22 protein-coding genes are annotated in these 22598 nt (G+C 52.3%); 15 read left to right on the top strand and 7 right to left on the bottom strand.

Annotated features, from left to right (window positions below):
* A complete protein-coding gene (def, locus tag KNP76_RS01515) occupies positions 1–540 on the bottom strand; it encodes a peptide deformylase (RefSeq protein ID WP_034808635.1) in 540 nt (179 codons plus the stop codon).
* A gap of 330 nt (positions 541–870) precedes the next feature.
* On the opposite strand from def, the gene pdhA reads away from it, so the two are divergent.
* The 4 genes from pdhA to lpdA all read left to right on the top strand — a co-directional run bounded on the left by pdhA (position 871) and on the right by lpdA (position 5726).
* Positions 871–1956, top strand: coding sequence for a pyruvate dehydrogenase (acetyl-transferring) E1 component subunit alpha (gene pdhA, locus KNP76_RS01510; RefSeq protein ID WP_034808637.1), 1086 nt, complete (start codon positions 871–873; stop codon positions 1954–1956).
* A gap of 3 nt (positions 1957–1959) precedes the next feature.
* Positions 1960–2937, top strand: coding sequence for an alpha-ketoacid dehydrogenase subunit beta (locus KNP76_RS01505; protein WP_214842214.1), 978 nt, complete (start codon positions 1960–1962; stop codon positions 2935–2937).
* A 76-nt stretch (positions 2938–3013) separates the two neighbouring features.
* Positions 3014–4309 (top strand): dihydrolipoamide acetyltransferase family protein, encoded by a 1296-nt coding sequence (locus tag KNP76_RS01500; RefSeq protein WP_034808640.1) that lies wholly within the window; start codon positions 3014–3016, stop codon positions 4307–4309.
* A gap of 4 nt (positions 4310–4313) precedes the next feature.
* Positions 4314–5726 carry a dihydrolipoyl dehydrogenase gene (gene lpdA / locus KNP76_RS01495; RefSeq protein WP_034808641.1) on the top strand — a complete coding sequence of 471 codons (1413 nt, stop codon included), beginning with the start codon at positions 4314–4316 and terminating at the stop codon, positions 5724–5726.
* 17 nt (positions 5727–5743) lie between these two features.
* On the opposite strand, the gene aac(6') is transcribed toward lpdA, so the two are convergent.
* Positions 5744–6190: an aminoglycoside 6'-N-acetyltransferase gene (aac(6'), locus tag KNP76_RS01490; RefSeq protein WP_211779692.1), complete on the bottom strand. Its 447-nt coding sequence runs from the start codon at positions 6188–6190 to the stop codon at positions 5744–5746.
* A gap of 79 nt (positions 6191–6269) precedes the next feature.
* Here aac(6') and KNP76_RS01485 point away from each other — a divergent pair, with 79 nt between their 5' ends.
* The gene (locus KNP76_RS01485) at positions 6270–6584 is read left to right on the top strand and encodes a DUF3055 domain-containing protein (protein WP_051622657.1); all 315 of its coding nucleotides are present in this window, start codon (positions 6270–6272) and stop codon (positions 6582–6584) included.
* 106 nt (positions 6585–6690) lie between these two features.
* On the opposite strand, the gene KNP76_RS01480 is transcribed toward KNP76_RS01485, so the two are convergent.
* Positions 6691–8172, bottom strand: a complete 1482-nt coding sequence (locus KNP76_RS01480) for an aminotransferase class I/II-fold pyridoxal phosphate-dependent enzyme (protein WP_034807544.1) — start codon at positions 8170–8172, stop codon at positions 6691–6693.
* A 184-nt stretch (positions 8173–8356) separates the two neighbouring features.
* On the opposite strand from KNP76_RS01480, the gene KNP76_RS01475 reads away from it, so the two are divergent.
* The 3 genes from KNP76_RS01475 to KNP76_RS01465 all read left to right on the top strand — a co-directional run bounded on the left by KNP76_RS01475 (position 8357) and on the right by KNP76_RS01465 (position 10389).
* Positions 8357–8623, top strand: coding sequence for a UPF0223 family protein (locus KNP76_RS01475; protein ID WP_034807542.1), 267 nt, complete (start codon positions 8357–8359; stop codon positions 8621–8623).
* A 245-nt stretch (positions 8624–8868) separates the two neighbouring features.
* A complete protein-coding gene (locus tag KNP76_RS01470; protein WP_015881266.1) occupies positions 8869–9057 on the top strand; it encodes a hypothetical protein in 189 nt (62 codons plus the stop codon).
* Between the two features lie 78 nt (positions 9058–9135).
* Positions 9136–10389: an inositol monophosphatase family protein gene (locus tag KNP76_RS01465; RefSeq protein WP_034818022.1), complete on the top strand. Its 1254-nt coding sequence runs from the start codon at positions 9136–9138 to the stop codon at positions 10387–10389.
* 39 nt (positions 10390–10428) lie between these two features.
* On the opposite strand, the gene KNP76_RS01460 is transcribed toward KNP76_RS01465, so the two are convergent.
* Entirely contained in the window at positions 10429–10605 is a 177-nt protein-coding gene (locus KNP76_RS01460; RefSeq protein WP_211779691.1) for a DUF5325 family protein, read from the bottom strand.
* Positions 10606–10768: 163 nt separating this feature from the next.
* On the opposite strand from KNP76_RS01460, the gene typA reads away from it, so the two are divergent.
* Entirely contained in the window at positions 10769–12613 is a 1845-nt protein-coding gene (gene typA / locus KNP76_RS01455; RefSeq protein ID WP_034807539.1) for a translational GTPase TypA, read from the top strand.
* A 99-nt stretch (positions 12614–12712) separates the two neighbouring features.
* The gene (locus KNP76_RS01450; RefSeq protein WP_081825869.1) at positions 12713–13039 is read left to right on the top strand and encodes a YlaH-like family protein; all 327 of its coding nucleotides are present in this window, start codon (positions 12713–12715) and stop codon (positions 13037–13039) included.
* 39 nt (positions 13040–13078) lie between these two features.
* Here the strand turns inward: KNP76_RS01450 and KNP76_RS01445 are convergent, their stop codons facing one another.
* Positions 13079–13279 (bottom strand): YlaI family protein, encoded by a 201-nt coding sequence (locus tag KNP76_RS01445; protein WP_024369989.1) that lies wholly within the window; start codon positions 13277–13279, stop codon positions 13079–13081.
* Between the two features lie 109 nt (positions 13280–13388).
* On the opposite strand from KNP76_RS01445, the gene KNP76_RS01440 reads away from it, so the two are divergent.
* Both KNP76_RS01440 and KNP76_RS01435 read left to right on the top strand, forming a co-directional pair.
* Positions 13389–13838 (top strand): PNPOx family protein, encoded by a 450-nt coding sequence (locus KNP76_RS01440; RefSeq protein ID WP_034818024.1) that lies wholly within the window; start codon positions 13389–13391, stop codon positions 13836–13838.
* A 32-nt stretch (positions 13839–13870) separates the two neighbouring features.
* Positions 13871–15187, top strand: a complete 1317-nt coding sequence (locus tag KNP76_RS01435) for a PhoH family protein (protein WP_034805711.1) — start codon at positions 13871–13873, stop codon at positions 15185–15187.
* Positions 15188–15563: 376 nt separating this feature from the next.
* Here KNP76_RS01435 and KNP76_RS01430 read toward each other — a convergent pair whose 3' ends face one another.
* Both KNP76_RS01430 and KNP76_RS01425 read right to left on the bottom strand, forming a co-directional pair.
* Positions 15564–16760, bottom strand: coding sequence for a multidrug efflux MFS transporter (locus KNP76_RS01430; protein WP_214842213.1), 1197 nt, complete (start codon positions 16758–16760; stop codon positions 15564–15566).
* A gap of 96 nt (positions 16761–16856) precedes the next feature.
* Positions 16857–17324, bottom strand: a complete 468-nt coding sequence (locus KNP76_RS01425) for a hypothetical protein (RefSeq protein WP_211779689.1) — start codon at positions 17322–17324, stop codon at positions 16857–16859.
* Between the two features lie 172 nt (positions 17325–17496).
* Here KNP76_RS01425 and KNP76_RS01420 point away from each other — a divergent pair, with 172 nt between their 5' ends.
* From KNP76_RS01420 to KNP76_RS01410, 3 genes are all read left to right on the top strand, one after another.
* On the top strand, positions 17497–17775 hold the full coding sequence (locus tag KNP76_RS01420; protein WP_034805704.1) for an Fpa/YlaN family protein: 279 nt from the start codon (positions 17497–17499) through the stop codon (positions 17773–17775).
* An 87-nt stretch (positions 17776–17862) separates the two neighbouring features.
* Positions 17863–19098: an FtsW/RodA/SpoVE family cell cycle protein gene (locus KNP76_RS01415; protein WP_211779688.1), complete on the top strand. Its 1236-nt coding sequence runs from the start codon at positions 17863–17865 to the stop codon at positions 19096–19098.
* 28 nt (positions 19099–19126) lie between these two features.
* Positions 19127–22567: a pyruvate carboxylase gene (locus KNP76_RS01410; protein WP_371816132.1), complete on the top strand. Its 3441-nt coding sequence runs from the start codon at positions 19127–19129 to the stop codon at positions 22565–22567.
* Positions 22568–22598: the final 31 nt, after the last annotated feature.

Raw genomic sequence — 22598 nt, 5'->3', positions numbered from 1 at the left:
TCAGATTGGCTCACCATAAGTCTCAAGCGGATTGGTCGGGTTGATGCGGTCGTAGAACATGACGCCGTCTAAGTGGTCGAGCTCGTGTTGGCAGACGATGGCCCGCATGCCACGAAGGCGCAATTTGATTGGGTTGCCGTCACGATCGAACCCTTCGAGGGTGATACGGCGATGGCGCGGCACATTTCCGTTGACGACACGGTCGACAGACAAGCACCCTTCACCGCCGTTCAAGTACGTCTGCTCCACCGAGTGGCTCGTAATCCTTGGGTTGAAAATGGACAGCTTGAACGTCTCGTCTTCCTCTTGCAACAGGACGGTGAAGAAGCGGCGATTGACGCCGAGTTGCGGTGCCGCAATTCCGACGCCTCCGCGAAGCTCATATTTTTCGCTAATCTCCGGGTCCTGGCTATTGACGAGGAACGTCTCCATCTCGTCAAGAAGCTCCAAATCTTCAGCCGTAGGAGGGATTGGGACTTCTGTCGAGCGAAGGCGAAGTCGGTCGTCCCCTTCACGAATCACATCTTTCATCGTTAACATGTACAACTTCCTTTCCAATTTCGATATGCCTCATTATATCATATTTAATGGGGAAATCCTCGAGATGGTACAGAAGGTGAAACGAAAATGATACAGAGGCGAAATGAGTGAAAAGATGTGTTCATGTAAGCGTTCTTATAAGGTAAGCATATTTTTTGCGTTATTATAACAACCCGTTTTATACTGTCTAAGAAACGGCAGGAACAGAATTACTTTCCTGTATCACGTTAATACAGATTGCTTTTTTGGACAGATACACTTAAGATTTGAGGTAGTGTTTGATCACAAAAAAGACAATTGTCTCATAGTTGAAAGGATGAGGTGAAACGAATGAACAACGTTCAGGTACTTCAAAACGTGGAAGAAAACTTCCAAACGTTCCGTATTCTCGACGAGAAGGGCGAAGTCGTCAACCAAGACGCTATGCCCGACGTAACGGACGAGCAACTTCAGGAGCTTATGCGCCGCATGGTCTATACTCGAATCTGGGACCAACGTGCAATCTCACTTAACCGTCAAGGTCGCCTAGGTTTCTACGCGCCAGTGGCGGGTCAAGAAGCAACGATGATCGGGACGCAATACGCGCTCGACAAACAAGACTGGATCCTTCCAGGCTACCGTGATATCCCACAACTCGTATTCCACGGACTTCCGCTTTATCAAGCGTTCTTGTTCTCACGTGGACACGTTGCAGGGAACCGCATCCCTGAAGACGTCAACGTTTTGATGCCACAAATCATCATCGGCGCACAAATCATCCAAGCAGCGGGCGTGGCCATGGGCCTTAAACGCAACGGCAACACAAACGTCGCCATTACTTACACGGGTGACGGTGGTTCATCACAAGGTGACTTCTACGAAGGTTTGAACTTTGCAGGTGCATTCAAATCACCAGCCATCTTCGTCGTTCAAAACAACCGCTTCGCGATCTCGACTCCTGTCGAGAAGCAAACTGCAGCTAAAACGATCGCGCAAAAAGCTGTCGCAGCGGGCATCAACGGAATCCAAGTTGACGGAATGGACGTTCTCGCTGTCCTCGCCGCAACGCAACAAGCGCGTAAAGACGCACTTGACGGAACGCCGACGCTCATCGAAGCACTCACATACCGCTACGGACCACATACGCTCGCTGGGGATGACCCAACACGTTACCGTACGAAAGAACTCGACACAGAGTATCAAGAAAAAGATCCACTCGTACGCTTCCGTCTCTTCCTCGAAGGCAAAAAGCTTTGGAACGAAGACATGGAGAACGAAGTGATCGAGCAAGCGAAAGCTGACGTGAAAGAAGCAATCAGCCTCGCTGACAAAGAACCAAAACAAAAAGTTTCGGACTTCATCAACAACATGTTCGAAGAACTTCCTGCTAACTTGAAAGAGCAGCTCGAAGAATATACTGCAAAGGAGTCGAAGTAAGTTATGGCTCAAATGACAATGATCCAAGCGATTACTGATGCGATGCGCGTTGAAATGAAGCGCGACGAGAAAGTACTTCTTTTCGGAGAAGACGTTGGTAAAAACGGTGGGGTATTCCGTGCGACAGAAGGCCTCCAAGACGAGCTCGGCGAAGACCGCGTCTTCGACACGCCGCTTGCTGAGTCTGGTATCGGTGGTCTTGCCATCGGTCTCGGTCTCACTGGTTTCCGTCCAATCATGGAAGTTCAATTCTTCGGTTTCGTATTCGAAGTATTTGACTCAATCGCAGCTCAAATGGCGCGGATGCGTTACCGTTCAGGCGGCGCTTACAGCCAGCCAATCACAATCCGTTCACCATTCGGTGGCGGTGTAAAAACACCTGAACTTCATGCGGATAGCCTCGAAGGCTTGATGGCTCAGACACCTGGTCTTAAAGTCGTCATCCCGTCGACTCCGTACGATGCAAAAGGACTCTTGATCGCGTCAATCCGCGACAACGACCCTGTCGTTTTCCTCGAGCACATGAAGCTTTACCGTTCATTCCGTGGCGAAGTACCTGAAGGCGAATACACGATCGAGCTTGGAAAAGCAGACGTGAAGCGTGAAGGAACTGACGTTTCAATCATCACATACGGTGCGATGGTCCACACGTCACTCAAAGCAGCGGAAGAACTCGAAAAAGAAAACATCAACATAGAAGTCATCGACCTCATGACAGTGAGCCCGCTTGATATCGATACAATCGTCGAGTCTGTTAAAAAGACTGGCCGTGCGATCGTCGTTCAAGAGGCACAGCGTCAAGCAGGTATCGCGGCAAACGTTGTAACTGAAATTCAAGAACGCGCAATTCTTCACCTCGAAGCACCAGTGCTTCGTGTGACTGCACCTGACACAGTTTTCGCCTTCGCACAAGGAGAAGACGCATGGTTACCTGACCATAAAGATGTCGTTGCAAAAGTTAAGGAAGTTATCAACTTCTGATCGTGTTCATTTGGCGATGAGGGAGAATTGTCTCCCTCGTCGTGTTTACATGATTATTTGATGGGAGGAAAAACCAGTGGCAGTATTTGAATTTAAATTACCAGACATCGGTGAAGGAATTCACGAAGGTGAAATCGTCAAGTGGTTCGTAAAAGACGGGGACACAGTAAAAGAGGATGATATCCTCCTCGAAGTACAAAACGACAAGGCTGTCGTTGAAATCCCAGCTCCAGTTGATGGAACAGTCAAAGAAGTCAAAGTCTCTGAAGGAACAGTTGCCGTCGTCGGTGACGTCCTCATCACGTTCGACATCGAAGGTGACGCGCCAGCAGGCGAAGAGGAAGCAGCTCCTGAACAGCCAAAAGCTGAAGAGAAGACTGAAGAGACAGTTCAAGCTGACGTGAAAGAAGACGGCCCGCGTGAAGTTCAACTTCACAAGTCGGAGCGTGTCATCGCGATGCCTTCGATTCGCAAGTACGCTCGCGAAAAAGGCGTCGACATCCGTGAAGTCAAAGGTTCAGGCGATAACGGTCGCGTCTTGAAAGAAGACATCGATGCGTTCGCTAACGGTGAAGCACCAGCAGCAGAAGCTACAACAGAGAAAACAGAATCTGTAGCTCCGGCAGCGGCAGCGAAAACGGAAATCAAGCCTTACGAGTCAGCTACACCTGAACTCGAAACGCGTGAGAAGATCCGTGGAATCCGTAAAGCGATCTCGAAAGCGATGGTCAACTCGAAACACACAGCGCCACACGTTACACTCATGGACGAAGTCGACGTCACGAAACTCGTCGCACTCCGTAAAGAGTTCAAACAAGTCGCGGCTGACCAAGGCGTGAAACTCACGTACTTGCCGTTCGTCGTGAAAGCATTGACAGCTGCAGCGAAAGCTTACCCAGCGATCAACGCATCAATCGACGATGTGAACGAAGAAATCGTCTACAAAAACTACTACAACATCGGTATCGCTGCTGACACGGACAACGGCCTCGTCGTTCCTGTCGTCAAAGAAGCAGACCGTAAATCAATCTATGCACTCGCTACAAACATCAATGAGCTTGCCGGTAAAGCACGTGAAGGTAAACTCGCTGGGGACGACATGAAAGGCGGATCGATCACAATCACGAACATCGGTTCTGCTGGTGGACAATGGTTCACACCTGTCATCAATCACCCAGAAGTTGCGATTCTTGGTATCGGCCGCATCGCTGAAAAAGCTGTCGTCAAAGACGGCGAAATCGTTGCAGCACCAGTGCTCGCGCTTTCATTCAGCTTTGACCACCGCCTCATCGACGGTGCGACTGCTCAAAACGCACTCAACATGGTGAAACGTTTGCTTCAAGATCCAGCACTTCTAATGATGGAGGGATAAGAACATGGTAGTAGGAGAATTCGCACAAGAAACTGATTTAATCGTCATCGGTGCCGGTCCTGGCGGATACGTCGCAGCCATCCGTGGCGCGCAACTCGGCCTCAAAGTGACGATCGTCGAGAAGGGTAACTTCGGCGGCGTCTGCTTGAACGTCGGATGTATCCCGTCAAAAGCGTTAATCACGGCTGGTCACAACTTCCAGCACGCGAAAGGTCACTCATCAATGGGGATCACGTCGGATAACGTTGCTGTCGACTTCACGAAAGTCCAAGACTGGAAACAGTCGGTCGTCAACAAGTTGACTGGCGGCGTTAAAGGCCTCTTGAAAGGCAACAAGATTGAAATCGTTCAAGGGGAAGCGTTCTTCGCATCTGAAGACACAGTCCGTGTCATCACAGAAGACAGCTCGACTCCTTACAAGTTCAAAAAAGCGATCATCGCGACTGGTTCGACACCAATCGAGATTCCATCGTTCAAATGGTCAAAACGCGTCCTTTCTTCAACTGGCGCATTGGCGCTTCCAGAAGTACCGAAAAAGCTCGTCGTCATCGGCGGCGGATACATCGGTATGGAGCTTGGAACAGCGTACGCGAACTTCGATACAGAAGTCGTCGTCGTTGAAGGCGCTAGCGACATCTTGTCTGGCTTCGAGCCGCAAATGACGCAAATCGTCAAGAAGAAGCTCAAACAAAAAGGGAACGTCACGATTCACACGAACGCGCTTGCAAAAGGCGTCGAAGAGACAGAAGACGGCGTAACCGTTAAGTTTGAAGTGAACGGCGAAGAGCAATCTGTGGAAGCGGACTACGTCCTCGTCACAGTCGGCCGTCGTCCAAACACTGGTGATATCGGTCTTGAGAACGCGGAAGTGAAAGTCAGCGACCGCGGCATCATCGAAATCGACGACCAGTGCAAGACGTCTAACGAAAACATCTACGCGATCGGTGACATCGTACCGGGACCACCGCTCGCGCACAAAGCTTCGTATGAAGCGAAAATCGCGGCAGAAGCAGCTGCAGGCAAGCCTGCGTACCTCGACTATTCAGCAATCCCAGCGGTCGTCTTCACTGACCCTGAGCTCGCGACAGTCGGTTACACAGAGCCGCTCGCAAAAGAAGAAGGACTCGACATCACAGTGTCGAAATTCCCATTCGCTGCAAACGGTCGTGCCCTCGCTCTCGACGAGCCAGACGGCTTCATGAAGCTCATCACGCGTAAAGAGGACGGTCTCTTGATCGGTGCTCAAATCGCGGGTACAGGCGCTTCTGATATGATCGCCGAGCTCGGCCTCGCCATCGAAGCAGGTATGACGGCTGAAGATATCGCACTTACAATCCACGCTCACCCATCACTCGGTGAGATGGCAATGGAAGCTGCAGAAATCGCAATCGGTATGCCAATCCACGTCGTCAAGTAACGACAAAAAATCTCTCGCTATTCGTAGCGAGAGATTTTTTTAATGTAATGGACCGTCCGCTCGACCTCTTCAAAGCCGAGACGCTCGTGAAACTGTTGGCTACCTGTATTGTCAATCTCGGTATCCGAGGCGAGCTCATAGCAACCGTTCGAGCGGGCAAACTTTGTAGCCGTCTCGATCAGTTGCGTCGCCACGTCGTTGCCTCGTTCCGGACCGATGACGTAAATCCCTTCGATGAATGCCGTCGGTTCTTCCGTGGCCCCAGGGACATAGTCATATCGAAAGCTCAGTTGGCAAAATCCGATCGGCTCCTCCGTGATGGCGAGGAAGTAATGCATCTTGTCGGAACGAAGGCCAAGTCGGACTTCGGCCGACAGCTCGGCGACTGGCGCATCCGGCCAAAGCTGATGCATCAAACGGACTAGGGTGTGTACGTCACGTGACGTCGCCTTTTTAATCTGCATCGCGCCACCTCCTTTTAGGTTTCATACATCAAGTATAAAGGAAAAATATATAGAGATGTTAGAAAGGAGGGACTCCATGATGGCGTTCGATGAAGAACTCTTATATACGGTCTCTGAGACGAGCCGTGTCCGTTTCACGGGCATCGAGACGGAGAGGGCCCGCTACGATTTCGGTTTCGTCTATACGCATCAATTCATGGGCAAGGTACTCGTCGTCTGCATGCAGACCGGCCAGTCCGCGCTTCTCGATCAACATGCATTAGAAGAGCCGAGACAGCTGTACCCGATGCTCGGGATTGCATTACGAGACACGGATCATGTCGCTGAGTTTTTGCGGTTATGTTTAGAAGAAAAAGAAATAGACTCGGAAGAATCTTCTCTTGAAAAAATGTAAGCGTTTTCTTATAATGGGTGAAGGGGAAGCAATTCGATCATCATAAGCCACCTTTTCTTTTGATGACAACAAAGCGCACCGGTCAATCGACCGGTGCGCTTTCGTGTTAACGGATGGCTTTCGTCTGTTGAATCACTTTAATCATTTGGAGCGACTCGTCCTCGAGTCCTTGGACCGGAAGGCCTGCCTCGATGTTCGCCATGATATACTCGAGCGTCGATGCGGTGATGAGCTCGCCCGGGATGATGATTGGGATTCCTGGCGGGTAGACCATGATAAACTCGGCCGAGATGCGCCCGACGGCGTTCTCGAGCGGAATCGTCTCCGTCTCTTCGTAGAACGCGTCACGCGGGCTGAGCGCGAGCGGTGGAATCTCCGGGAGCATGATGGACAACGAATCGTTGTCAGACGTGTTATACACCGAAACGACGTCGCGCATCGCGTCAATCAATGCTTGGATCGTCGATTCGTCGTCCGCGCTCGTCACGATGAAGAGGACGTTCAATAAATCGGACATCTCGACTTCAATCTGATGCTTCTCACGTAAATACTTCTCAATCTCGAAGCCGGTAATTCCGAGCTCTCTGACCGAGACGAGCACTTTCGTCTCGTCAAGGGCGTACGTCGACTCAGAATGCAGTTCGGCGTGGCCGTATACGGATAGGTGCGGCATGTTATTGATGGCCGAACGCGCTGTACGAGCGAGCGAGAGGGCACGGTTGTTCATCGCCTCACCTTTCGTCGCGAGTTGTCGCCGGGCCGCGTCGAGCGAGGCGAGCAACAAATAAGACGTCGATGTCGTCGTGATCATCGACAACATCGCGTGAATTCGCTCAGGTGAGACGAGGCCCCGACGGACGTTCAAAATTGAGCTTCCCGTCATCGAACCTCCGAGCTTATGCACGCTCGTCGCCGCGACGTCAGCCCCAGCTTGCATGGCCGAGAGCGGCAATTCGTCATGAAACGGCAAGTGGACGCCGTGCGCCTCATCGACGAGGACAGGCACGTCCTGAGCGTGCGCGACCGCGACGATGCGCTCTAAGTCACCGGCTACCCCGAAGTATGTCGGGTTGATGACGAGGACGGCTTTCGTGTCCGGGTGCAACTCGAGCGCACGTTCGACAGCGCTCGCCGTGATGCCGTGGGCGATGCCGTACGTCTCGTCAAACTCCGGATGGATGAAGACCGGGTGGGCTCCTGTCAAAACGAGCGCCGACATGACAGACTTATGCACGTTGCGCGGGACGATAATCTTTTCGTTCGGTCCGACGACACCCATGATCATCGCCATGATGGCGCTTGACGTCCCTTGCACCGAGAAGAATGTCTCGTCAGCACGGAACGCGTCGGCGGCAAGTCGTTCCGCTTCAGCGATAGCTGCTTTCGGGTGATGCAAGTCATCGAGCGGTGCGATGTTGATTAAATCGATTTTGAGTGCGTTCTCGCCGATGAAGTCGCGAAACGCAGGATCCATTCCTTTTCCGCCTTTATGGCCAGGAATGTGGAATGCGATTGGATTCGTGTCGACGTGTTTGAGCAACGTGTCAAAAAGCGGTGTCTCGAGCTGTGTGGCAGCTTTCAATTTCAATAGTGAGCCCTCCTTGGAATCAGTTTGTAGGTGAGGTCGGTCAATAAAATCAAACTATATGTCTTTCCCCAATTGACGTTTAGGAACTAGTGATAAAAATGATGCAACAAAAAAACTATAGAGATTTCCAACCCAACTTGCAATAGTTTTTTTTGTTGATACAATGAGTGACGAGGTGAACAATATGCAAATCAACTATCCAATCAATCCGGACTGGACGACCGAGGAGTTAATCGACGTCGTCGAGTTCTATAACCAAGTCGCACTCGCGAACGAAGGTGGCGTCGAACGGGAGGCATTTTTAGACGCGTATCGGACGTTCAAACGAATCGTGACGTCGAAGTCCGAGGAAAAACAATTGAGTGCCGTCCACGATGAACAGACCGGATACTCCACCTATCGTACGGTCCAAGCGGCATTAAAATCAAATACAAAGATTTTAAAAGTGTGAGTGTAGAAAGTGTGAGGAGACGCAACCGTTTTCTCATGCTTTTTTTGTTAATTCCTGCAGAAATAGGGTACATATCACTAACAGTTAAATCAGGTTTAGGACCGGTTGAAGTGGGAATATACTCTCTAAGATAAAAAATTCAAAATAGTCAGACAATTCTCTTTCTTTTTTGAATCTCATCTGATATACTCAATTCAACTCACTAAACCGTAACTTGTAGCCCAACTAAAGGAGTGTGGCATCTCATGAAACAAGTGATCGAGGCATTCAAAAGAAAAGACGCAGAAAAACGGATTCCGGTGCTGCGCTTAGAGATTGATTATGAATTGGCAACGCTCTTCGATGCAATGGCGTCACAAGATGATGCCACTGTCCAGGCTAGCAAGCATCGGTTAGAGAAATACCGCCAAGAACTTTTGCGTCTCGAAGCCTGACCCACAACCACCCATTCAACCAGTATTCCATGCGAATACTGGTTTTTGTTTGGTACAATGCAGATAGAGGTGATATACATGTTGGAATGGTTTGCAATCGACTTAATCAAGCAAGCGGGGGAATATATTCGGCAACAGATTGACGAGCGGTACGAGATTGAGCGAAAGACCGGGAAAGGCGACTTGGTAACGGAGATCGACCGGGCCGTCGAACAGCTGATTGTCGACCGGATCCAAGACGCCTATCCGAACCATCATATTGTAGGCGAAGAGGGCATCTCAACCGGACCGGCCGACTTGACGGGGACGGTTTGGTTCGTCGACCCGATTGACGGCACGCTGAACTTTATCCATCAAAAGCGGATGTTCGCCATCTCGGTCGCTATCATGATTGACGAGGTCGTCGAATATGGGTTCGTCTACGATGTGATGGCGGACGAACTGTTCGTCGCGCGTCGAAATCAGGGGGCGACGTTAAACGGTAGGATCTTGCCTGCCATCAGAGAGCATTACGTAAGAGATGCATTCCTCAGCATGAACGCGACGTGGGTGACGCCGAACCGACAAATCGCACCGGAAGTGTTGGCGCCGATCGTCAAAGATTCGGTCGGGACACGTGCGCACGGTGCCGCCTCGCTCGAACTGGCGTGGCTTGCGGCAGGTCGCGTCGACGGCTATATCACAATGCGCAACATGCCCTGGGATTATGCGGCCGGTAAGTTGCTTGTCGAAGAAGTAGGTGGACGGGTCGCTTCCTTATATGGGGAGCCGATTCGTTACGATGGCAAGACGTCGGTCCTCGCCGGAAGCGAGACGTTCGTCAACGATGTCGTCAAGCATTACGTCATCGCCAAAGGCGCGACGCCGGAAGTACGGCCTGACTTAGAGATTCAGCCACAGGCGTCTTACAAAGATGTCGAGACGTTACTGCTTTTGGCAAACCCGCAGGAAGCGATGATTCAAGAACAGTTCAAAGCGGGGGAGACGTATGTCGCGATGCTCGGAGGCGAACTCGTCGGGGCATACATGCTCGTTCGGCGCAGCGACGAGTTGATTGAGCTCGTCAACATCGCCGTCAAGCCGGAACGCCAAAATCAGACGATTGGCCAACGATTGCTCCAAGACGCGATTCGGCGATCGAAGGGGAGCGGTGCAAAGCGGATGCTCGTCTGCACGGGCAACTCGAGTGTCGTCCAGCTCCGTTTCTATCAACAAGCCGGTTTTCGTTTCGAATCGGTCGAACGCGATTACTTCCCGAACCATGGGTACGCGGCGATTGAAGAGGACGGTCTCCCACTTCTCGACCGAATCTGTTTGACGCGAGATTTATAAATTGGAAAAGCCCGGGCATCGACTGTGCCCGGGCTTTTGTCATGATTGTTGGTTCGAGAGGATGCGACGGCGTAAGTTGATTCCGAAATACGTGGCGACCGCGCTTAACGCGAGGCTACCGATGATGATGGCGGCACTTCTTTCGGCGACGCCGACCCCGATACCGACAAACCCGGCAACGACGGCGATGGCGATGAGCACGAACAGCTTTTGCATGGAGATTCCCCCTTATTGTCTAATCTCCTCTATTGTATGCAAAAAAGATGATAAATGGAAACGGTAACAGTCGATAACGCTCGACAAAGGTAGTGGGACGTGTGCTATACTCTTAAAGTTGAATAAAAGATGAAACTTTTTTAAATAAGAGAGGACTAACTACATGAACGTAAGAACAAACCTTCGGAACGTAGCCATCATCGCCCACGTTGACCACGGTAAAACAACGCTAGTCGATGAATTGTTGAAACAGTCTGGGACATTCCGGACAAATGAAATGGTCGCTGAGCGCGCCATGGACTCGAACGATATCGAACGTGAGCGCGGAATCACGATTCTCGCGAAAAACACGGCAATCGATTATAAAGACACACGCATCAACATCGTAGATACGCCAGGTCACGCCGATTTCGGTGGAGAAGTTGAGCGAATCATGCGTATGGTTGACGGCGTTATCCTCGTCGTCGACGCGCGTGAAGGCTGCATGCCGCAAACGCGTTTCGTATTGAAGAAAGCACTCGACCAAGGTCTCCGTCCAATCGTCGTCGTCAACAAGATTGACAAGCCGATGGTACGTCCACTCGACGTCGTCGATGAAGTTGTCGACTTGTTGATTGACCTTGGAGCAGATGAAGATCAACTTGAATTCCCTGTCGTCTATACGTCTGCAGTCAGCGGTTCAAGTTCGTTCGATCCTGATCCAGAGAAGCAAGAAGATACGATCACGTACGTGCTCGACACAATCCTTGAGAACACGCCAGCGCCAATCGACAACTCGGATGAGCCGCTTCAGTTCCAAGTCACGATGCTCGACTACGACAACTACCTCGGCCGGATCGGTGTCGGTCGCGTCTTCCGTGGAAAAATCAAAGTCGGCGAGTCTGTGTCACTTTGCAAAACAGACGGTTCAATCAAGCAACTTCGTGTAACGAAATTGTTCGGTTACTTCGGCCTCAAGCGCGTTGAAATCGACGAAGCGAAAGCCGGTGACTTGATTGCCATCGCCGGGATGGAAGACATCAACGTCGGGGAGACGGTCACACCGGTCGGAAAAGAAGAGCCGCTTCCGCTCCTCCGCATTGATGAGCCGACGCTTCAAATGCGCTTCATGACAAACAACTCACCGTTCGCAGGACGCGAAGGCGATTTCGTGACAGCACGTAAAATCGAAGAGCGTTTGATGAAACAACTCGAGACGGACGTTTCGCTCCGTGTCGAAAACACAGACTCACCTGACCAATGGATCGTTTCAGGCCGTGGTGAACTTCACCTCGGGATCTTGATCGAGAACATGCGTCGTGAAGGGTATGAGCTTCAAGTTTCGAAGCCACAAGTTATCATCCGTGAGGACGAAGATGGTACGAAAATCGAGCCGTTCGAGCGCGTCATCATCGACGTGCCAGAAGAGTACACAGGTTCAGTCATGGAGTCGATCGGTCTCCGTAAAGGTGAACTTGCGAACATGAACACGAACGACAACGGTCAGACGCGTATGGAATTCATCGTTCCTTCACGTGGGCTCATCGGATACCGTAACGAGTTCTTGTCAGCGACACGCGGATACGGAATCTTGAACCACACGTTCGAAGAATACCGTCCGTTCATCTCTGCTGACATCGGCGGCCGCCGTAGCGGTGTCATGGTTTGTATCGAACCTGGTAAGTCGACGGCTTACTCAATCGGTGCGCTTGAAGACCGTGGAACGATCTTCATCGAGCCAGGTACGGATGTGTACGAGGGAATGATCATCGGTGAATGTAACCGTGACGTCGACCTCGCCATCAACGCCGTCAAAGGGAAGCAGTTAACGAACATGCGTGCGTCATCAAAAGACTCGACACAAGTCTTGAAGCGTCCACGCGTCTTCTCACTCGAAGAGTCGCTCACATTCTTGAACGACGACGAGTACTGCGAAATCACGCCGGAGTCAATTCGTCTCCGTAAGAAAGTCTTGAACAAGAACGAACGCGAGAAAGCTGACAAGCGTCGTAAACTTGGTAAAGAATAATGAAATGGGAGCGCCTCGGCGTTCCCTTTTGTTTTGGATAGTGTAGAATGGATGTGTATGAAGTAAAGGGGGATTATCAGCTTGAAAGCTTCTCAAACGATGGACATCACACAAATCGATGTGCCGTGGATTGCCTCGCTCCTCGGCGTCGGCAGTGACGCGAACGACTTTTCGGTCGGGTTTAACGCGTTGATTATCACGGTCATCTTACTTACGATTCTCGTGTTCAAACTAGGTTTTGCCAAACAGTTGACGTGGTGGAAATCACTCGTCGTCTACATTCTCTTGTCACTCGGTGCCGGAACGATGGCGCTCGTCTTCTTCACGTGGCCGATTCCCGAAGTGCTTCTCGTCATGGCGATCGTCTTGGCGATTTATCGAGGACGCCTTTGGTGGAACCGCCGCCAAGGGATCGAATCCCACTAAAAAAATGACGTCCCGCACTATGCGGGGCGTCATTTTTGATTACCATCTCCGCTTTTGGCGGAACGACGGATATAAGTTGAAGTGACCGGTCGCATTCCGCTCTGCCGTTCGTTCGGAAATACGTTCTTGGCACGTTTGGCACATATACGTTTTGGCGGGTTTGTTGCGAAGCCGTTTCGCTTCAAACGACCACGAGTCAATCGTTTCGACTTTATCACAAAGAGAGCACTTTACGCGCATGGTCTCACCTTCCTCTTTCTCGATTATAGCATGATTTCACAATAGAAAAGCAGGGAATGAATGAGGTAAGGGCGAAAGCAATTCATATACCCGTGGAGGAGGGGAGTGTATGGCAAGTAAAGCGATGTTTGAGCTGTCTGACGCGCAACAGGGTGCGTTGAACGACATGCCGTTATCGATATTAGTCGCGTTCGACGAAGCGAAGCGATGGCCGACGACACATGCCATCAGTTGGGTGCAAGCCCCGACGCGACAGACGATTCGGTTCGCCCTGACGAAAAACTCACATTTAATCACGCTATTACAGCAAGAGAGAACAGCGAGCCTCGTCTTTATCGAAGACGGCTCGGCGTACAACGCGACGTTATCTCCGGTCGCGGAGTTTGAACCTAGTATCGTTCCGGCGCTACACCTTCGCTTTTTCGAAGGGCGGATCGAGGAAGTTCGAAACATCTCGTTTTACGGCGCCATGTTCGGGCAACCGGAAATCATCAAGACGTACGATGTGGAAGCAGCAGAAAAGTTGGACCGTGAAGTCAAGGAAAGCTTGAACTCCTGATCACCAACAATTTGCGAGGGGCGGCAAAGTCTATGAAAAAAACATATGTGCTCGATACGAACGTACTCTTACACGATCCACTCTCTTTATTTCAATTTGATGAGCACGATGTCGTCATCCCGGCGATCGTCTTAGAGGAACTCGATGGGAAGAAGCGAAACATGGATGAGGTCGGTCGCAACGCCCGAGAGACGGCGCGTGTCCTCGACCAACTTCGGACGACCGCGAAACTGCACGACGGGGTGCCGCTCGAAAACGGAGGCCGGTTGTTCGTCGAGATCGGCCATGAACATTCGGTCGATTTTCCGTTCGACGTCATGACGAATGACAACCGGATCTTGACCGTCGCATTAGGACTTATGAAACAATACGAGCACGACCCGAACCGAAAAGTCGTGGTCGTGTCGAAAGATATACTCGTCCGTGTCAAAGCGGACGCCATCGGCATCGAAGCCGAGGACTATTTGACGGACCATATCGTCGATACGACGAACCTGTATGCCGGGTACCGCGAATTTGAGGTCGACCAAACGCTCATCGACGAATTCTATAAAGTGCGTCAATTGCCTGTGTCGGCCATTTCGAAAAATCAGCTGTATCCGAACTCGTTCGTCGTCTTGAAAAGCAACGTCTCGAAAGCGAGCGTTCTCGCCGTCGTCGACGCGTTGCAACCGATCATCCGGCCTTTATCGCTCGATGCCGACCATGTTTGGGGCATCCACCCGCGTAACGTCCAACAACGGATGGCACTCGATTTACTGCTCCGTGATGACATCCCGTTCGTCACGCTGCTCGGTAAAGCCGGGACCGGGAAGACGTTGCTCGCGCTCGCGGCGGGCCTCTCCCTCGTCGAGGACGAACATCGCTTCAACAAGCTCGTCGTCGCGCGGCCGGTCGTCCCGATGGGGAACGATATCGGGTATCTACCGGGCGAGATGGAAGAGAAACTCCGTCCGTGGATGCAACCGATTTATGATAACTTGGAATTTTTATTCAACGCCAATTCAAAAGACGAACTCGGCAATATCTTGGCCGGCATCAAATCGATTCAACTCGAGGCGCTCACGTATATTCGCGGACGCAGCATGCCGGACCAGTTCATCATCATCGATGAGGCGCAGAACTTGACGAAGCATGAGATTAAGACGATTTTAACCCGTGTCGGCGAAAACTCGAAAATCGTCCTCGTCGGCGATCCGTATCAAATCGACCATCCGTACTTGGATGAGTATTCGAACGGGTTGACGTATGCGGTCGAACGATTCAAAGGACAAAACGTGTTCGGTCACGTCCAACTCGTCAAAGGGGAGCGTTCGTCGCTCGCCCGGTTGGCCGCCGACTTGCTATAACAAAAAACGCCGAGCGCGCGCTCGGCGTTTTCAGCTTGTTGACTAACATCAATCGAATCGCTCGTCCTTCCGGCGTCCACGCTTTCCGCAGGCAATCCCGGAGCCGCATCGCGACTAGCGTCGCTGCTGGGTCTCCGTCGGATTGCTCTCCTGCAGGAGTCGGGGCGCCGTCGGACGAGCAACGCAAACGGTCGCCATCTGACGGCCGTTTTTCTATTTCTGTCGCCATGATAGCCGAAACGAACGTCGACATCGTACGTCATCCATTCCGTGTCGGGGTGAGTAGATTGAACTCGTTGAACACAAAAAAGACGAATCAAATCGCAAGGGGCGACTTGGTTCGTCAACATCCTGCGCCGAGTTAACGTTCGGCGTTTTATTTTGGCTTTGCAACAAGTGAACGAACGTTTGATTTCTCTAATAATGCGTTCATCAACATGATGAGCCCGGTGACGACGAACAAAGCCGAAAATCCAAAATGGACGACGATTTGAGATCCGAACAACGGACCGAGCAAGTTCCCCATAAACTGGGCGGACTGATTGTATGAGAAGATTCGACCTGTGGCGAAGCTCGGCGTATGTTGCCGCAGCAACGACTGTACGGACGGCAGGAGCGCCGCTGCCGCGAACCCGAGACCGAAGCGCAAGAAGACGAGCTGTGTTGTCGATGTGACGAACGCCTGTGGGATGAGGAGCGCGCTATAGACGATGAGCGCCCAAAACAAGATGCGTTCCGCGCCGAATCGGTCCGACCATTGGCCGAGCCGCGGCGCCGAAATCAGGGCGGCGACTCCCGGGGCCGAGGCGACGATTCCAGCAAGAAATGCGAGCGACGTCGTGTATGGGTTCAACTCGCGGACGTATAGCGTCAACAACGGACCGATCGATTGTGTCGAGAACGTGATTAAGAACGTCGTGAGAAACAAGCTGAGAATCAATTGCGGGTGACGCACGGAGCGGATAATCGATTTCGTCGAATCGAGTTTTTCGCCCGCCACGGGCACGAAGTCTTCTTTGACGAAGACGAGCGTAATGAGGAACGTCAAGAAGAGCGCGCTTCCGGTAAAGAGAAAAACGGATCGAAGCCCAACCCAGTCAGCGAGCAGTCCGCCAATCAACGGACCGAGGAGACCACCGGTGATGCCGCCGGTCGACAACGTACCGAGCGCCCAGCCACTTTTCTCTTTTGGTGTTTGTGAAGCGACAAGCGTGATGCCGGCCGAGATGAACCCGGAGACGGCACCCATCAAGAGCCGAAGCCCGACGAGCTGATAGACGTCTTGGACGAAGCTGATGAGCGTCATGACCGTTGCCATCCCGAGGCTTGCCCGGATGAGCATCAACTTGCGCCCTTTTTGGTCGGCGAGCCGTCCCCACAGCGGGGAGACGATTGCGGCGACGAGGAACGTGGCACCGAACGCGATGGCCGACCACGTGACGACGTCGTCCGGGTCGTGCACACCCAGCTCTTCAATGAAGAGCGGCAGGAACGGCAACACGAGACTCATCGAAGCGGCCGTCAAGAAACTCCCGAGCCAAACGATGAGTAGATTCTTTTTCCACAGTGGCACCGTGAGCGTCACTTCCTTTCCATCATATTCTACATACGGTATATCTTACACTTTATGAAGTAAAAAGTCTAAAAAAAAGAGAAGGCCGAAGCCTCCTCATCCATTGCTCCGGACGACGATATGGTCGACCGAGCGAATGCACTGATTGTCATAGAGCACATATACAGGCCCGTCTGTGAGCACTTTGCCGTCCTTTGAGAATTGAAGATAGACGGTGCGCGCTTCTGCGAGCGAAAGCGTCAACGTCGTCTCCCCGTAAAAGCTGACGTGGGTCGCCGTCGTGAGCGGTTCGGCGTTTTGCAAAAACGGAGCGAACGGCATGGCGAACGAATCGCGGAGCGCAGCATCTTTATCGGCGCGTGACATCGGCTTGTTGTGGTCAATCCGAGCGCCTTGGGTCAGTCCCTCGTCCCATGCCTTCCCCATTTTGGCATAGTAGGCGTCCTGATCGCTTTCGAGTTCAGAATCAAGTGCTTCGACATTTCGCTTGCGTTCGTCAAAAATCCAAACGGTCGGGTCGATCGTCAACGCGTGACGCACGGCCCCGTCCAACGGAAAAATCATTGGTAGTCCCCCTTTATTCACGATACACTGTTCATTATACAAGGTTTGGCATCAATTTGGGAACAAGACAGAAACTCGCTTTGAATCACGACTGTTCATTGAATTATGATGAAATATAATGTACAGTTGAGTTATGACAAACAGTCTGTCATTGTACGGAGGAGGGGTCGTAGTGGCGACAAATTTGGCTGCAGTCCAACGGGAGCAAGCGCTTCAATTACTTGAAGCCGATGCGGAGAAAATCCGTTGTTTGATTGAAGTGCAGTTAGAAAACCTAAAAATGCCGAAGTGCCCGCTTTATGAAGAGGTGCTTGATACACATATGTTCGGTCTATCACGCCAAATTGATTTCGCGGTCCGTCTTGGACTCATTTCAGACATTGAAGGTAAAGGACTGCTCGATTCATTGGAACAAAAGTTATCCGCGCTCGCGGAAGCTTCAGAACTATGAACCTTATACTCAAACTGTGCAAGCGGCGCTGTTTGAGTATTTTTTTATAATGGTCAATCGGATTGCTGTACATAAGGAAGTGAACAGATGAAAACGAGATTTCAGTATTTTGATTTTACGTTGTTTATCGCCGTGCTCATGCTCGTTGGCATCAGCTCGGTCATGATTTACAGTGCCAGTGTGTGGAACCGCGGGGATTATGCGAATAGTGGTCTGTTTTACCGACAACTCGTCTACGCCGGAATCGGGATCGTCGTCTATTTGGTGGCGACGCTATTCCGCTATGAGAACTTTCGGAAACCACATATCCTGTATGGGCTGTATGCGTTAACGGTCATCCTGTTGTTCGTCACATGGGCGATGCCGCCACTAAACGGGGCTCGGGCGTGGCTCGTCGTCGGCGGCTTCACGATGCAGCCGGTCGAGATCGCCAAGTTCGCGCTCATCTTGCTCTTGGCGAACTATTATCACCGCCTGTGGAACGATGACCTCAAAGGTCTCCCGGGCCGAATCGGACGGGCCGCCATCGTCAAAAAAGGGTGGCGTGCTCAAATCGGCGCATTTTTCTTGATTCCGATCATTTACTTTTTCCTACCGTACGCCATCGCCATCAATGGTCAGCCGGACCATGGGGGGCTGTTCGTCCTCGGGGCCATCATGTTCATGATGTGGCTCGCTGTCGGTTCACCGCTTCGGATTATCGTCCCGGCAATCTTGGCGGGGATCGGCTTCGTCTATGCGATGTATACGTTCGTCTTCACCGATAACCAAGTGAGTCGCGTCGACGTCGTGTTCAATCCGTTCATGGACCCGGAAGGTTACGGACATCAGTTGCTCATGTCGATCATCTCCATCGTCCATGGGGGCTTGACGGGCGTCGGGCTCGGCAACAGTTATCAGAAGTACGGGTACTTGCCGGAGCCGGAGACGGACTATATTATGTCCATCATCGCGGAAGAGCTCGGTTTTGTCGGCGTGGTCGCCGTCTTGACGCTACTCTTTTTCATCGCGTTCCGGGCCATCAACATCGCCAACCATTCGGACAACCATTTCGCCATGTTCGTCTCGTTCGGGATTGCGGCCCAGTTGATGGTTCAAACGGCCATCAATATCGGGGCGATGTCCGGCTGGTTCCCGGGTACCGGGGTCACACTTCCGCTCGTCAGTTACGGGGGGACGTCACTCATCATGACGATGGGCATCCTCGGCGTATTGAGTAGCATCTCGATGCGAAACCGGCATCGCGAAGCGACGAGACGGGCTGAGATTCGAGAAAAGTCAGCAGAAAACGTTCAAAGCTCGTCGTTGCATGTAGTAAGGTAAGACTGAAAGGACTACTTTAATGGGGGGAATTCATTTGAAACCAATTAGCAAATTACTAGTAGCCAACCGTGGGGAAATCGCCATTCGCGTATTTCGTGCCGCCACAGAGTTAGGGATGCGCACTGTCGCCATCTATTCACAAGAAGACAGCGGGTCGTTACACCGTTTTAAAGCGGACGAAGCGTACTTGGTCGGTCTGGATAAAAAGCCGATCGATGCGTACCTCGATATCGAGGACGTGATTCGAATCGCGAAACAGTCGGGGGCTGACGCGATTCACCCAGGCTACGGCTTCTTGTCGGAGAACATTGAACTCGCACGTCGTTGCCGCGAAGAAGGGATCATCTTTGTCGGACCGAACGAAGCGCATTTGCATGCGTTCGGCGACAAAGTGCGCGCCCGTCAAAATGCGATTGCGGCCGGGCTTCCGGTCATTCCGGGTTCAGATGGGCCGCTCACATCATATGAAGACGCCTTGGCGTTCTCAAACGAACACGGCTTCCCGCTCATGGTCAAAGCCGCGATGGGCGGAGGCGGACGGGGGATGCGTGTCATCCGTTCAGAAGCCGAGATGAAAGATTTGATTGAACGTGCCAAGTCAGAAGCGAAGCAAGCGTTCGGTTCGGACGAAGTGTACATAGAGAAACTGGTCGAACGACCAAAACATATCGAGGTCCAAATCCTCGGTGATGACCACGGTAACATCATCCACTTGTTCGAACGCGACTGCTCGGTCCAGCGCCGTCACCAAAAAGTTGTCGAAGTCGCACCGTGTGTGACGCTCTCGGAGGAGTCGCGCCAAGCGATTTGCGACGCGGCCGTCCAGCTGATGCGCCATGTCGGCTACGTGAACGCCGGGACGGTCGAGTTCCTCGTCACAGAAGACGAGTCGTTCTACTTCATCGAGGTCAACCCGCGCATCCAAGTCGAGCATACAATCACCGAGATGGTGACCGGATTCGATATCGTCCAGACGCAACTCATGATCGCGCAAGGCGAGTCGCTCCACGGTGAAATGATTCACATGCCGAAGCAAGAAGATATCAAGTTGCTCGGTTTCGCGATTCAATCGCGCGTCACGTCAGAAGACCCGGCCAACAGTTTCATGCCGGACACCGGGAAGATCATGGCGTATCGTTCACCGGGCGGTTTCGGGGTTCGCCTTGACGGCGGGAACGCTTATGTCGGGGCTGAAATCTCACCATATTATGACTCGCTCCTCGTCAAGTTGTCGACGCATGGGATGACGTTCGAACAAGCTGCTTCGAAGATGGTCCGTAACTTGAACGAGTTCCGGATTCGCGGCATCAAGACGAACATCCCGTTCTTGATTAACGTGATGAAGCACCAGAACTTTATTAGCGGTGACTATAACACGTCGTTCATCGATGAAACGCCGGAACTGTTCGTCTTCCCGAAACGGAAAGACCGTGGAACGAAGTTACTCAACTATATCGGCGACGTCACGGTGAACGGATTCCCGGGCGTCGGATTGAAAGACAAACCAATCAGTCGCTCGGTCCGGATTCCGCACGACCTTCCGGCCGAGGCGAAGCCGGGCTCGAAACAAATCTTGACGGAGCTCGGTCCGACCGGTCTCGCCGATTGGGTCAAACGTCAGCCTGAGCTGTTATTGACCGATACGACGATGCGCGACGCCCATCAGTCGCTCCTCGCGACCCGGATGCGCACGCAAGACATCTTAAATATCGCGGAGCCGACGAGCAAGCTCATGCCGGAACTGTTCTCGGTCGAGGCGTGGGGCGGGGCGACGTTCGATGTGGCGTACCGTTTCTTGTCAGAAGACCCATGGGTCCGACTCATGCGCCTGCGTGAACGGATGCCGAACGTCTTGATTCAAATGCTCTTACGTGGGGCGAACGCCGTCGGCTATAAAAACTATGCCGACAACGTCATCGAGAAGTTCGTGCACGAGGCGGCGTATGCCGGTGTCGACGTCTTCCGGATCTTCGACAGCTTGAACAATATCGAATCGATTCAACTCGCCATCGATGCGACGCTTCCGACTGGGAAAGTCGCCGAGGCGGCCATCTGTTATACGGGTGACTTGTACGACGGCAACCGTCCGAAGTATCACTTGCCGTATTACGTCGACCTTGCGAAGCAACTCGAAGCGAGCGGCGCCCACATCTTGGCGATTAAAGATATGGCGGGTCTCTTGAAGCCGGAGTCCGCGTACGCGCTCGTCTCGGCATTGAAAGACGCCGTCGATTTACCAATCCACTTGCACACGCACGATGCTTCCGGCAACGGGATCTTCACGTACGCGCGGGCGACGGATGCAGGTGTCGATATCGTCGACGTCGCCGCTAGCTCGATGTCAGGGATGACGTCGCAACCTTCAGGTGGCAGTTTGATCTATGCGCTCGACCATCACGAACGCCAGCCGAAAGTCGATGTGAAACATTACGAGGTCATCAGCGACTACTGGCAAGACGTGCGCCACAACTACGAGCCGTTCGAGAGCGATATGCGCGCGCCGCATCCATCCGTGTATGAGCACGAGATGCCGGGCGGCCAGTACTCGAACTTGCAACAGCAGGCGAAAGCCGTCGGTCTCGGCGACCGCTGGGGCGAGGTGAAGGCGATGTACGCTCGGGTGAACATGTTGTTCGGAGATATCGTCAAAGTGACCCCGTCGTCGAAAGTCGTCGGCGATATGGCGCTCTTCATGGTCCAACACGACTTGAATGAACAAGATGTGATTGACCGTGGCCACCAACTCGACTTCCCGGATTCGGTCGTCGAGATGATGCGTGGCGAGCTCGGGACGCCTCCGGGTGGTTTCCCGACCGATGTGCAACAAGCGATCTTGAAAGGGGAGAACCCGCTCGAGGTTCGTCCTGGCAAGTTGATTGAACCGTATAATTTCGAAGCGGCGCGGACGGAGCTGTTCGAGAAGTTCGAACGTCCGGTCACAGACTTCGAGTTGCTCGCCCATGCGCTTTATCCGAAAGTGTATGACGACTACGTCAAACATACGAACACGTACGGTGACGTCTCGGTGCTCGACACGTTAACGTTCTTCTACGGATTGAACGTCGGTGAGACGATTCAAGTCGAGATTGAGACAGGGAAAACGCTCATCATCAAGCTCGTCCAGGTGAGTGCGCCGAACGAGGATGGCATCCGTCTCGTCTCGTACGAGATGAACGGGGTACCGCGTGAAATCGAGATTAAAGACGTGAACGTAAAATCGGCGACGACGAGCCGTCCGAAAGTCGACCGCTCGAACCCGAAACAAGTCGGGGCCTCGATGCCAGGCTCGGTGTTGAAAGTGCTCGTCGAGCCAGGAAGTCGCGTCCACCGGGGCGAGCAGCTGCTCGTCACGGAAGCGATGAAGATGGAAACGACCGTCCAAGCCGCCCAGGACGGAGAGATTAAAGCCATCCACATCAAGGAAGGCGACACAATACAAAGTGACGACTTGTTAATCGAGTTCGTATAATGGGAAGAAGCATAGCATGGCTATGCTTCTT

Origin of the sequence: Exiguobacterium sp. s150 (assembly GCF_018618435.1) — a bacterium.
Taxonomy (GTDB): Bacteria; Bacillota; Bacilli; order Exiguobacteriales; family Exiguobacteriaceae; genus Exiguobacterium; species Exiguobacterium alkaliphilum.
This window is presented reverse-complemented; position numbering and strand designations above follow the sequence as displayed.